The following is a 14,069-nucleotide window of genomic DNA, read 5'->3' as shown; positions in this document are numbered from 1 at the left end:
AGGACGTGGCGTCGCTCGGCACCCTGGTGTCGGCGGGCGAGGCCATGGACCGCGGCCTCGTCGACCGCTGGGCCCCGGGCCGGCGGCTGATCAACGCGTACGGGCCGACCGAGACGACGGTGTGCGCGTCGATGTCACCGGTGCTGGCCGCCGGTGACGAGCCGGACATCGGCCGGCCGATCGCGAACGCCCGCCTGTACGTCCTCGACGCGAGCCTGTCCCCGGTTCCGGCCGGGGTCGAGGGCGAGTTGTACGTGGCCGGGGCCGGGCTGGCCCGCGGATATGCGGGCCGGCCGGGCCTGACCGCGGAACGGTTCGTGGCCTGCCCGTTCGCGGGCGGCGAGCGGATGTACCGCACCGGTGACCGGGTGCGGTGGACCACCGAGGGCCGGTTGATCTTCGTGGGCCGGGTCGACGAGCAGGTCAAGATCCGCGGGTTCCGGGTCGAGCCGGGCGAGGTCGAGCGGGTGCTGCTCGCCGACCCGGCGGTGCGGCGGGTCGCGGTGATCGCCCGCGAGGACCGGCTGGTCGCGTACGTCGTCGGCGACGCCCCCGAGCCGCGACTGCGGGAACTGGCGGCCGGCCGGCTCCCGGACTACATGGTGCCGTCGGCGTTCGTGTCGCTGGCGGAGCTGCCGTTGACCGTCAACGGAAAGCTGGACCGGCGGGCCCTGCCGGCGCCGCGGATCGCCGCCGGGACGGGCCGGGCACCGGCCGGTGTGCGGGAGGAGCTGCTGTGCGCGGCCTTCGCCGAGGTGCTCGGCCTGGACACGGTGGGAGTCGACGACAGCTTCTTCGCGCTGGGCGGACACTCGCTGCTGGCGGTCCGGCTGGTGTCGCGGGTCCGCGTCACCCTGGGCGTCGAGCTTCCGCTCCGGACGCTGTTCGAGGCGCCGACGCCGGCCGGGCTGGCGGCGCGACTGGCCGGCGCCGCCGGTGGGCGGCTGGCGCTGCGGCCGGTCGATCGCCCGGAGCGGGTGCCGCTGTCGTACGCCCAGCGCCGCCTGTGGTTCCTGGCCCAGCTCGAAGGCCCGAACGCCACCTACAACATGCCGATCGTGATCCGGCTGGCCGGCGCGATCGACGCGGTCGCCCTCGACGCCGCCCTGCGCGACGTCATCGCCCGGCACGAGTCGCTGCGCACGGTCTTCCCCACGGACGGCGACGGGCCGTACCAGAGGGTTCTCGACATGGAAGAGCTCGACTGGCGGTTGCAGATAAGTGACGTGTCACCGGACGAGGTGACCGGGTACGCCTTCGATCTGGCCGCCGAGGTGCCCATCCGGGCCTGGCTGCTGCGACCGGGCCCGGACGAGCACGTTCTGGTGCTGCTGCTGCATCACATCGCCGGCGACGGCTGGTCGCACGCCGCGCTGAGCCGGGACCTGTCGACGGCCTACAAGGCGCGCCTGGACGGTGTGGCGCCGGTCTTCGAGCCGTTGCCGGTGCAATATGCCGACTACGCGCTCTGGCAGCGGGAGTTGCTGGGCGAGGAAGCGGATCCGGAAAGCCTGCTGTCGCGGCAGGTGGCGTACTGGCGGCAGGCTCTGGCCGGCGCCCCGGAGGAGCTGGCGTTGCCGGTGGACCGGCCGCGACCGGCGACCTCCAGCCACCGCGGGCACGGGACGCCGCTGCGCATCCCGGCCGAGGTGCACCGGCGGCTGGTCGAGCTGGCCCGGGCCGAGGGTGTGACCACCTTCATGGTCATGCAGGCGGCGCTGGCCGTGCTGCTGTCGCGGCTCGGCGTCGGCACCGACATCCCGATCGGGTCGAGCAACGCGGGCCGCACCGACGAGTCCCTGAACGACCTGATCGGCTTCTTCGTCAACTCGCTGGTGATCCGCACCGACCTGTCCGGCGACCCGGAGTTCCGGCAGGTGCTGGCGCGGGTCCGGGAGACGTCGCTGGCGGCGCTCGAACATCAGGACGTGCCGTTCGAGCGGCTGGTCGAGGAGCTGGCGCCGGCCCGGTCGCTGGCCCGCCATCCGCTGTTCCAGGTGATCCTGACGTTCCAGAACAACGAGCGGGCCGCACTCGACCTGCCCGGGGCCCGGGCCGGGGCGAGGGCGGCGTCGGACGGCGGCGGGCTCGTCACGGCCGCGAAGTTCGACCTCTACCTGGCGGTCTCCGAGGTGTTCGACGGGCAGGGCCGTCCGGGCGGGCTGCGCGGCATGCTGACCGGGTCGGTCGACCTGTTCGACCGGTCGACGGTGGAGCGGCTGGTGTCGGGGCTGGTGCGGGTGGTGGAGGCGGTCACCGCGACGCCGGAGATCCGCCTGCACGAGGTCGATGTGCTCGGCGCCGAGGAGCGGGCGCGGGTTCTGCACGGTTGGAACGACACGGCGGCACCGATCCCGTACGCCTCGGTATTGGAGTCCCTCCCGCGGCACTCGGCGGTGGCCGTAGTTGCCGGTGGTATCGAGGTGTCCTACGCGCAGCTCGACGCCCGCTCCAACCAGATAGCCCAGTATTTGCGCGGTCAGGGCGTCGGCGCCGATTCAGTGGTGGCTCTGTGTCTGCCGCGCGGCATCGACATGATCGCGGCGATTCTCGGTGTGTGGAAGGCCGGCGGGGCCTATTTGCCGGTCGATGCGCGGATGCCGGTGGAGCGGATCGCGTTCATGCTCGACGACAGCCGGGCCGCGTTGGTACTTGGTCTGGACCTTGACGATCTCCCGGTGGGCCGGGTTCCGCTGGTTGCTCTGGATGACCCGATGATGTCGCTATATCCGGAAAATCCGCCGGACGTGGACATCGACCCGCGCATGCTGGCTTACGTCATCTACACCTCCGGTTCGACCGGCCGGCCAAAAGGCGTAGCGGTCACCCACGGCTCGCTCGCCAACTATGTGTCATCGGTGTCGCAGCGGCTGGGCTGGAACGGTGGCCGCTACGGCCTGTTGCAGCCGCAGGTGACCGACCTCGGTAACACGGTGGTCTTCACGAGCCTGGCTACCGGCGGTGAGTTGCACGTCATCGATGAGGTGACGGATCCGGTTGCGGTGGCCTCGTATATCGCGGAGCACCGCATCGATCATGTGAAGGTGGTGCCCTCGCATGCGATGGCGTTGTCCGTCGAGGCGGTGACGCCGGGCAAGTCGCTGGTGTTCGGTGGGGAAGCGGTGCCGCCCGGGTTGGCCATCGAGGGAAAGACTTTCAACCATTACGGGCCGACCGAGACCACGGTGGGTGTGGCGACCGCTGAGTTGACCGGCGATGGTGTGGCGCCGATTGGCCGTCCGCTGGCGAATACCCGGCTGTATGTCCTCGACGACGCGCTGAGCCCGGTCCCGGTCGGGGTCACCGGGGAGCTTTATGTTGCCGGTGCTGGTCTCGCGCGGGGCTATGTGGGGCGGCCGGGGTTGACCGGTGAGCGGTTCGTGGCTTGCCCGTATGACGCTGGCGCACGGATGTATCGCACTGGCGATCTGGTGCGGCGGCTTCCGGATGGGCAGCTCGTCTTCGTCGGGCGTGCGGATCAGCAGGTGAAGGTTCGTGGGTTCCGGGTGGAGCCGGGTGAGGTCGAGCAGCTGATTCTGGCCGATCCGGGGGTCGAGCGGGCGGCGGTGGTTGTGCGTGATGACCGGCTGGTCGCCTACGTCGTCGGTGAGGACAACGATCTGCGGTCGGCGCTGGCCCGGCGGTTGCCGGAGTACATGGTGCCGTCGGTGGTCGTGACGCTGGACGCGCTGCCGTTGACCGGCAACGGCAAGCTGGACCGCGCGGCGTTGCCCGACCCGGAGTACGTGTCCGAGGCGGGCCGTGCGCCGGCCTCGGTGCCGGAGGAGCTGTTGTGCGCGGCGTTCGCCCAGGTTCTGGGTCTGGACGCGGTCGGCGTCGACGGCAATTTCTTCGAGCTGGGCGGGCACTCGCTGCTCGCCGTGCGGCTGGTGTCGCGGATCCGGGTGCTGTTGGGCGTGGAGACCGAGGTCCGTGAGCTGTTCGAGGCGCCCACCCCGGCCTTGCTGGCGGCCCGGCTGGCCGCCGCCGGCACCGGCCCGGTGCGTCCGGCGCTGCGGGCGGGAGAGCGACCGGAGCGGGTGCCGCTGTCGTTCGCCCAGCGCCGCCTGTGGTTCCTGGCCCAGATGGAGGGCCCGAGCGCCGTCTACAACCTGCCGCTGGTGATGCGCCTGGGCCGGGACGTCGACGAGGCGGCCCTGGACGCGGCGCTGCGCGACGTCATCGGCCGGCACGAGTCCCTGCGCACCGTCGTCCTGGCCGAGGACGGCGAGCCGTACCAGAAGATCCTGGAGCCGGGGGAACTGGACTGGCGGCTGGAAACCAGTGGGCTCCGGCGGGAGGCGACCGAGTACGCCTTCGACCTGGCGGCCGAGATCCCGATCCGGGCGTGGCTGCTGAGCCCGGACGGCGACGAGCGGGTGCTGGTGGTGGTGATGCACCACATCGCGACCGACGGCTGGTCCCATCAGCCGTTCCGGCGGGATCTGGCGACGGCGTACGAGGCCCGTCTCCGCGGTGAGGCGCCGGTGTTCGAGTCGCTGCCGGTGCAGTACGCGGATTACGCGCTGTGGCAACGCGATCTGCTGACCGCCGACGTGCTGGCCCAGCAGGTGGGCTACTGGCGAGAGGCCCTGGCCGGGGTGCCCGAGGAGCTCGCACTGCCCACCGACCTGACCCGGCCGGCGGTGGCGTCGCATCGGGGCCACCGCGTGCCGGTCCGGGTCCCGGCCGAGGCGCATCAGCGCCTGGTCGAGCTGGCCCGGTCCGAGGGCGTGACCACCTTCATGGTCGTGCAGGCGGCGCTCGCGGTGCTGCTGTCGCGGCTGGGCGCGGGCGAGGACATCCCGATCGGATCGGCGGTCGCCGGGCGTACCGATGAAGGTCTGCACGAGTTGGTCGGTTTCTTTGTCAACACCTTGGTCATCCGTACGGACCTGTCGGGCGACCCGGAGTTCCGGCAGGTGCTCGCCCGCGTCCGGGAGAACACCCTCGGCGCGCTGGCGCATCAGGACGTTCCGTTCGAGCGGCTCGTCGAGGATCTGACGCCGTCCCGGTCGCTGGCCCGGCACCCACTGTTCCAGGTGATGCTGGCCGTGCAGCACGTCGAGGGCGAGGTGCCCGGTGGCCGTCGCTCCTCCTCGGACGCGGTGGTGGCCGGCACGGCGAAGTTCGACCTGGACGTCGCGTTCTCCGAGTCGTTCGACGCGGACGGCCGGCCGGCGGGCCTCGAGGGCCGGGTCATCGTCGCGGCCGATCTGTTCCGGCCCGAGACGGCCGAGCGGCTGGCCCGCCAACTGGTGCGGGTGCTCGACGTGGTGACCACCGCGCCCGGCATCCGGCCGCGCGACGTCGAGGTGCTGGACGCGGACGAGCGGGCGCGGGTGCTTTCCGAATGGAACGACACCGCGACGCCGGTCCGCCGGGGAACCGTCCTGGATCTGTTCGCCGAGCAGGATCCGGACGCGATCGCGGTGTCCTACGGTGGCGTCGAGTTGACGTACGCGGCCCTGGACAAGCGCTCGGACGAGCTGGCGGCGGGAATGGCCGCCGCTGGTGCGGGTGCGGAGTCGCTGGTGGCTCTGTGCCTGCCGCGCGGCGTCGACATGGTCGCGTCGATTCTGGCGGCGTGGAAGGCCGGCGCGGCGTACGTGCCGGTCGATCCGGACTATCCGGCCGAGCGGATCGCGCTGCTGCTGGCCGACAGCGGCGCCCGGCTGGTGGTGGCCGAGCGCGACCTCGGCGTCGAGGCCGGGGTGCCGGTCATGCATCCGGGGACGGTGACCGGGGGTGCGCCGGTGCCGGCGGTCGTGCCCGATCCCCGCGGTCTGGCTTACGTGATCTACACATCAGGTTCCACTGGTACGCCTAAGGGTGTCGCGGTCTCGCACGGGTCGCTGGCGAATCTGGTGTCGGTGTTCGGCCCGATGATGGGTGGAGCTTCGATCCTGCAGTTCGCGTCGTTCAGCTTCGATGCCTCGGTTCTTGATGTGGCGGTGGCGTTGTCGTCGGGGGCGACGTTGGTGATCGCCACGCCTGAGCAGCGGGCCGAGCCTCGTTCGTTGAGGGATCTGGGGGTGCAGGCGGCGAGTGTGGTGCCGTCGTTGCTGGGGGTGCTCGAACCTGAGGATCTGGCGTCGGTGCGGACTTTGCTGGTTGGTGCTGAGGCGATTGGTGAGCAGGCGGCGCGGGATTGGTCGGTGGGTCGCCGGTTGGTTAACACGTATGGGCCGACTGAGGCGACGGTGATGGTGGCCGCCGGTGATGTGGACGCTGGCCGGGGTGGCCCGGTTCCTTTTGGTCGGCCGATCGCGAATACGCGGTTGTATGTTCTCGATGACGTGTTGGCGCCGGTTCCGGTTGGTGTGGCGGGTGAGTTGTATATCGCTGGTGCCGGTCTGGCTCGGGGTTATGTGGGCCGGGCGGCTCTGACTGGTGAGCGGTTCGTGGCGTGCCCGTTCGGTGCTGGGGAACGGATGTACCGCACGGGCGACCGGGTCAAGTGGACGGCCGACGGTCAGCTCGTCTTCGCCGGTCGCGCCGACGATCAAGTCAAGGTTCGTGGGTTCCGGGTGGAGCCGGGTGAGATCGAGCAGGTGCTCCTTTCCGATGAAGGGGTGCGGCAGGCAGCCGTGATCCTGCGGGACGAGCGGCTGGTCGCCTACGTCGTCGCCGACGGGGCCGGCTCGCTGAAGGAGCTGTTGGCCCGGCGGCTGCCCGACTACATGGTGCCGTCGGCGGTGGTCGTGCTGCCGGAGTTGCCGCTGACCCCGAACGGCAAGCTGGACCGGGCGGCGCTGCCGGCCCCGGACTACACGAGTGGCGACGGCCGGGCCCCGGCCACCGTGCGGGAAGAACTGATCTGCGCGGCGTTCGCCCACGTGCTCGGGCTCGAGGCGGTCGGTGTGGACGACAGCTTCTTCGCCCTGGGCGGGCACTCGCTGCTCGCCGTCAAGGTGGTGTCGCGCATCCGGACGGTGCTCGGCGCCGAGCTCGAGATCCGGGCACTGTTCGAGGCGCCGACCCCGGCCGGGCTGGCCGCCCGGCTGGCCGCCGCCGAGACCGGCTCACCACGGCCGGTTCTGCGGGTGATGGAGCGCCCCGAGCGGGTCCCGCTGTCGTTCGCCCAGCGCCGGCTGTGGTTCCTCGCTCAGCTCGAAGGGCCGAGCGCGACCTACAACACCCCGATGGTGATCCGGCTGGACGGCGCGGTCGACGCGGTGGCGCTGGACGCGGCGCTGCGGGACGTGATCGGCCGGCACGAGCCGTTGCGCACCGTGTTCCCGTCCGCCGGCGGCGAGCCGTACCAGCGGATCCTGGAACTGGACGAGCTCGACTGGACTCTCACGGTGAGCGACGCGCCCGGCGCCGGGCGGGCGGAGCTGGTGGCCCGGGCGACCGGGTACGCCTTCGACGTGACGACCGAGGCGCCGATCCGGGCCTGGCTGTTCCGGTCCGGCGAGGACGAGCAGACCCTGGTCGTGGTCACGCACCACATCGCCGGCGACGGCTGGTCGAACGCGCCGCTGCGGCGGGATCTGTCGACGGCGTACGCGGCGCGGTCGCGGGGTGAGGCCCCGGTGTTCGCGCCATTGCCGGTGCAGTACGCGGATTACGCGTTGTGGCAGCGGGAGTTGCTCGACGCGGATCGGCTGGCCCGGCAGGTCGGTTACTGGCGTGAGGTGTTGGCGGGTGCGCCGGAGGAGCTTGTTCTGCCGGTGGATCGGCCGCGTCCGGCGGTGGCGTCGCATCGTGGGCACCGGGTGCCGTTGGAGGTTCCGGGTGAGGTGCATCGGCGGTTGAGTGAGGTGGCTCGGGCCGAGGGTGTCACGACGTTCATGGTGTTGCAGGCGGCGCTGGCGGTGTTGTTCTCGCGCCTCGGTGGTGGCACGGACATGGTGATCGGTTCGGGTAATGCTGGGCGTACCGATGAGGCTTTGCATGATCTGGTTGGTTTCTTCGTCAATTCGTTGGTGGTTCGCACGGATCTGAGTGGTGATCCGGAGTTTCGGCAGGTGTTGTCGAGGGTTCGCGAGGCCACTCTGGGCGGGTTGGCGAATCAGGATGTGCCGTTCGAGCGTCTGGTGGAGGAGTTGGCGCCGGTGCGGTCGCTGACGCGGCATCCGGTGTTCCAGGTCGTGCTGACGTTGCAGAACATGGAGCGCGTCACGCTGGCCCTTCCGGAGACGCGGGCCCCGGGTGGCGCCCCGGTCGAGGCCGCGGTGAAGACCGACCTCGACCTGATGGTCGCCGAGGTGTTCGACGACGCCGGCCGCCCGGCCGGGCTGCGGGGCTCGGTGACCGGCTCGGCCGACCTGTTCGACCGCTCGACGGTGGAGCGGCTCACGCGCGGGCTGACGCGGGTCCTCGACCTCACCACGGCGGCGCCGGAGACCCGGCTGCACGCGGTCGACGTGCTGGACGACGGCGAACGCCGCCAGGTGCTGACCGCATGGAACGACACGGTCGTGCCGGTGGCCGAAGCCACCGCGCTGGAACTGTTCGGGCGGCGGGTGGCCGAGGCGCCGCACGCGGCGGCGGTGGTGGCCGACGGCGCCGAGGTGTCGTACGCGGACCTCGACGCCCGGGCCAACCAGGTCGCGTGGACGTTGCGGGGCTACGGCGTCGGAGCCGAGTCGGTCGTCGCGGTGGCGGTCGAGCGTGGGCCGGAGCTCGTGGCCGCCCTGCTGGGTGTGTTGAAGGCCGGCGCGGCCTACCTCCCGATCGATGCCGGGCATCCCGGCGAGCGGATCGCCTACATGCTCGCCGACAGCCGGGCGGCCGTGCTGCTGAGCACCGGCGCGGTGCTCGACGACCTGCCGGTGAGCGGCATCCTGACCGTGGACATGGCCGACGTGACGGCCCCGTCGCACGCGCCCGGCGTGCCGGTACGCCCGGACGGGCTGGCGTACGTCATCTACACGTCGGGGTCGACCGGTGTGCCCAAGGGCGTGGCGCTGACCCATGCCGGCGCGGTGAACCTGGCGGTGGCGCAGATCGAGCGGTTCGCGGTGTCGGCCGGGTCGCGGGTGTTGCAGTTCGCGTCGATCGGGTTCGACGCGGCGACCTCGGAAGTGTTGATGGCGTTGTGTTCCGGTGCGGCGCTGGTGGTCGCCCCGGCGGATCAGCTGTTGCCGGGCGCGGGGCTGGTGGACGTGCTGCGCCGGCATGAGGTGACGCATGCGACGTTGCCGCCGGCCGTGCTGGGTGTGCTGGATCCGGCCGTGGTCGGGCTGTGCACTGTGGTGTCGGCGGGCGAGGCTCTGGATCGGCCGGCGCTGGACCGGTGGGCGCCGGGCCGTCGGCTGATCAACGCGTACGGCCCGACGGAGGTGACCGTCTGCGCGTCGATGTCGCGGCCGTTGGCGGCCGGTGACGAGCCGGTGATCGGTGTGCCGATCGCCAACAGCCGGGTGTTCGTGCTGGACGAGGCTCTGCGGCCGGTCCCGGTCGGCGTGACCGGCGAGCTGTACGTGGCCGGTGCCGGCCTGGCCCGTGGCTATGTGGGCCGCCCGGCGCTGACCGCGGAACGGTTCGTGGCGTCGCCCTGGGGGACCGGGGAACGGTTGTACCGCACCGGGGACCGGGTGCGGTGGACCGCCGGCGGGCAGCTCGCCTTCGCCGGGCGGGCCGACGACCAGGTGAAGATCCGTGGCTTCCGGATCGAGCCCGGTGAGATCGAGCAGGTGCTGCTGTCGCATCCGGAGGTACGCCAGGCCGCCGTGCTGGCTCGTGACGGGCGCTTGGTCGCCTACGTCGTCGGTGAGGCCTCCGAACCGCAATTGCGGGCGGTGGCCGAGCGGCGGTTGCCGGACTACATGGTGCCGTCCGCGTTCGTGGCTTTGCCGGAGTTGCCGTTGACCCGCAACGGAAAGCTCGACCGTCAGGCGTTGCCCGCCCCCGACTACGGTGCCGCGGCGGGGGCCGGGCGGGCTCCGGTGAGCGTGCGTGAGGAGTTGTTGTGCGCGGCCTTCGCCGAGGTGCTGGGTGTGGACGCGGTCGGTGTCGACGACAGCTTTTTCGCCCTGGGCGGTCATTCGCTGCTGGCGGTCAAGCTGGTGTCGCGGATCCGGGCCCTGCTCGGCGTCGAGATCGAGGTGCGCGTGCTGTTCGAGCGGCCGACGCCGGCCGAGCTGGCGGCGGCCGACACCGATGAGGCCAGGCCGATCCTGCGGTCCGGGGAGCGCCCGGAGCGGGTGCCGTTGTCGTTCGCACAGCGCCGGATGTGGTTCCTGGCCCAGCTCGACGGTGCGGGCACGACCTACAACAACCCGGTCACCATGCGACTGCCCGGCGATGTGAACGTGGCCGCTCTCCAAGCGGCCCTGCTCGATGTGATCGGGCGGCACGAGTCGCTGCGGACGGTGTTCCCGGCCGTCGACGGCCAGCCGTACCAGCGCATCCTCGACATGGCCGAGCTGGACTGGTCGGCCGAGGTGGTCGAGGTCGATCCGGGGGAGCTGGCCGCCGCGGTGGCCGGGGCCGAGGCGTACACCCTCGATCTGTCCCGCGAAGCGCCGATCAAGGCCTGGGTGTTCCGGGCCGGGCCGGATGAATCCGTGCTGGTGCTGTTGCTGCATCACATCGTCACCGACGGCTGGTCGATGGGACCGCTGAACCGGGATCTGTCGAACGCCTACGCGGCACGGCGACGTGGCCTGGCGCCGGAGTGGGAGCCGCTGCCGGTGCAGTACGCCGACTACGCGCTCTGGCAGCGGGAGTTGCTGGGCGACGAGAGCGATCCGGAGAGCCTGCTGTCGCGGCAGGCCGCATATTGGCGGGAGAACCTGGCCGGCGCGCCCGAGGAGCTGGCGCTGCCGACCGACCGGCCACGTCCCGCGGTCGCGTCCTACCGGGGCCACCTGTCGCCGATGTCGGTGCCGGCCGAGACCCACCGGCGGCTGGTCGAGCTGGCCCGGTCCGAGGGCGTCACGATGTTCATGGTCGCTCAGGCCGCGGTCGCGGTCATGTTGTCGCGGCTCGGCGCCGGCACCGACATCCCGGTCGGTGCGGCGGTGGCCGGCCGCTCCGACGAGGCCCTGAACGATCTGGTCGGGTTCTTCGTGAACTCGCTGGTGATCCGCACCGACCTCACCGGCGACCCGGACTTCCGGGAGGTGCTGTCCCGGGTCCGGGAGGCGAGCCTGGGCGCCGTGGCCAACCAGGACGTGCCGTTCGAGCGCCTGGTCGAGGAGCTCGCCCCGGCCCGGTCGCTGGCCCGGCACCCGCTGTTCCAGGTGATGCTGACGTTCCAGAACGTCGAGCGGGTCGTGCTGGACGGCGCCGGCGAACAGCCGCGGACGCCGGGGCTGGTGCCGGTGGCGTCCCGGTTCGATCTCGACGTGATGATCGGCGAGGTGTTCGACCGTGAGGGCCGCCCGGCCGGTCTGCGAGGGCATATCGCGGTCGCCGACGACCTCTTCGACCCGTCGGCCGCCCGGCGGTTCACGGCCTGGCTCGAACGGGTGCTGACGGCCATGGTCGCCCGGCCCGGCGCGCCGGTGCGGACCGTGCCGCTGATGGACGCCGCCGAACGCGGGACGGTGCTGACCGAGTGGAACGACACCGCGGTCGCGATCTCGGCCGGCACCGTCGTCGAGCTGTTCGCGCGGCGGGTGGCGGCGGCCCCGGACGCCGTAGCGGTGGCCGCGGGGGAGGCCCAGGTGACGTACCGCCGGTTGGACGAGGCGGCGAACCGCCTGGCCCACCACCTGACCGGTCAGGGCGTGGGCCCCGACTCGGTGGTGGGCCTGTGCCTGCCGGCCGGGCCGGACCTGGTGACCGCGATCCTGGCGGTGTGGAAGGCGGGCGCGGCCTACCTGCCGATCGATCCGCGCTATCCGGCCCAGCGCATCGCGTTCATGCTGGCCGACGCCCGGGCCGGAGTGCTGCTCACCGACGAGATGACCGCCGGCGACCTCCCGGCGAACGGCCCGGCCCGCATGGTCGTGCTCGACGATCCGTTCACCACCGCCCAGCTGGCCACCGCGCCGGCGACGGCGCCGGCCTCGGTGCTCTCGCCGGACCGGCTGGCCTACGTGATCTACACGTCGGGCTCGACCGGAACGCCGAAGGGCGTCGCGGTGACCCACGGCGGACTCGCGAACTACGTGACCTGGGCCGCCGGCGCCTACCGGATGGCGGACGGCGGCGGCGCGCCGCTGCATTCGTCGATTGCGTTCGACCTCACGGTCACCAGCGTGGTCGTACCCCTGGTGACCGGGTCGACGGTGGTGGTGACCCCGGCCGGTGACGCCGAGGGACTGGGCGACCTGCTGCGCTCCGAGGGCGGGTTCGGCCTGGTGAAGGTGGTGCCGGCGCACCTCGCCCTGCTGTCGCAGTCGCTCCGGGACGAGCAGGTGGCCGGGGCGGCCCGCACCTGGGTCGTCGGTGGCGAGGCGCTGCCGGGCACAGTGGTGCGGTCCTGGCTCGAGAAGGCGCCGGGCTCGGTGGTCGTCAACGAGTACGGGCCGACCGAGACGGTCGTCGGCTGCTGTGTGTTCGAGGTGTCGGCCGACCGGCCGGTGCACACCGCCTCGGTCCCGATCGGCCGGCCGATCGCCAACACCCGCCTGTACGTGCTGGACGAGAGCCTGCAACCGGTCCCGCCCGGTGTGGCCGGCGAGTTGTACATCGCCGGCGCCCAGCTGGCCCGGGGCTACGTGGGCCGGCCCGGACTGACCGGCGAGCGGTTCGTGGCTTGCCCGTTCGCGGCGGGTGAACGGATGTACCGGACCGGCGACCGGGCGAAGTGGAACGTGGCCGGTCACCTGGAGTTCCTGGGCCGCGTGGACGAGCAGATCAAGGTCCGGGGGTTCCGGATCGAGCCGGGCGAGATCGAGCAGGCCCTGCTGGCCCACCCGGACGTGCGGCAGGCGGCGGTGATCGCCCAGGAGGGCCGGCTGATCGCGTACGTCGTCGGCGGCGCCCCCGAGCCGCGACTGCGGGAGCTGGCGGCCGCTCGCCTGCCCGAGTACATGCTCCCGGCGGCGTACGTGACGCTGCCCGAGCTTCCGCTGACCGGCAACGGAAAACTCGACCGCAAGGCCCTGCCGGCGCCGGAGCGGCGGGCCGCCGGCGAGCCGGGGACGGACGGCCGCTCGGCCTCGGTCCTCGAAGAGCTGGTGGCCGGGGTCTTCGCCGAGGTGCTGGGCGTGCCCGGTGTCGGGCTGGACGACGACTTCTTCCAGCTCGGCGGGCACTCACTGCTGGCCGTCACCCTGGTGTCGCGGCTGGCGGAGCGGGGCGTGTCGACCACCATGCGCGACGTCTTCGCCGCTCCGACCGTGTCCGGCCTGATCGGCCGGCTGGGGGTGTCGTCGGTGGCGAACGCGCTGGACATGGTGCTGCCGATCCGGGCCGGCGGCAGCCGCCCGCCGATCTTCCTGGTGCACCCGGCGGGTGGACTGAGCTGGTGCTACATGCCCCTGGCGAGGTTCGTCCCGGACGACACACCGGTGTACGGGCTCCAGGCCCGCGGCCTGGACGGGTCGGCGCCCCTCTTCGGATCGATCGAGGAGATGGCGGCCGCCTACATCGAGCAGATCCGTGCCCTGCAACCGGAGGGCCCGTACCACCTGGCCGGCTTCTCCTTCGGCGGCATCCCGGCGCACGAGATGGCCGTCCAGCTGCGGGCGGCCGGGCAGGAGGCGGCGCTCGTCATCATGGACACCTATCCGGCCCAGCGGCGCCGTCCCGGCGACGACGAGCCGGCACCGGAGCCGCGCCCGCGTGCCGGGAAACGGCACCTGGACGACCCGGCCGAGATGCGGGCCCGGTTCCACGAAGTGATGGGCGAGGCGTTCGGCGGGATCGAGGCGTTCGGCGGTGTCTCGGAGGCCGAGATCGAGCTGCTGACCAGCGTCTACCGCAACAACCTGATCCTGCTCAAGGGATACGTCCCCCGGGTCTTCGACGGCGCGATGGCGCTGCTGGTCTCGGACATCGGCCCGGAGAGCACCGCGGACCGGGGAAGCCATCTGTGGGAACCCTATGTGGACGGCGCCATCACCGAGGTGCGGTTGCCGTGCACCCACGCCGAGATGATCCACCCCGACATGCTGGCGCGGGTCTGGTCCGCGATCGCCGGCTGGCTGGAGCAGCGGGGGTAG

At 72.0% G+C, this 14,069-nt stretch carries 1 protein-coding gene (running past one end of the window); it reads left to right on the top strand.

The features are described 5' to 3' along the window. On the top strand, positions 1-14,069 hold the 3' portion of the coding sequence (locus ACQP2X_RS34710; RefSeq protein ID WP_498689142.1) for a non-ribosomal peptide synthase/polyketide synthase. Its footprint begins 17,356 nt before the window's first position; the window shows 14,069 of its 31,425 coding nt (coding positions 17,357-31,425); its start codon lies off the left edge, out of view; it ends in the stop codon at positions 14,067-14,069.

The sequence above is a fragment of the Actinoplanes sp. CA-131856 genome, assembly GCF_050956135.1.
In the GTDB taxonomy this organism is placed as follows: domain Bacteria; phylum Actinomycetota; class Actinomycetes; order Mycobacteriales; family Micromonosporaceae; genus Actinoplanes.
The sequence above is the reverse complement of the archived record's forward strand: the minus strand, read 5'-3'. Positions and strand labels throughout refer to the sequence as shown.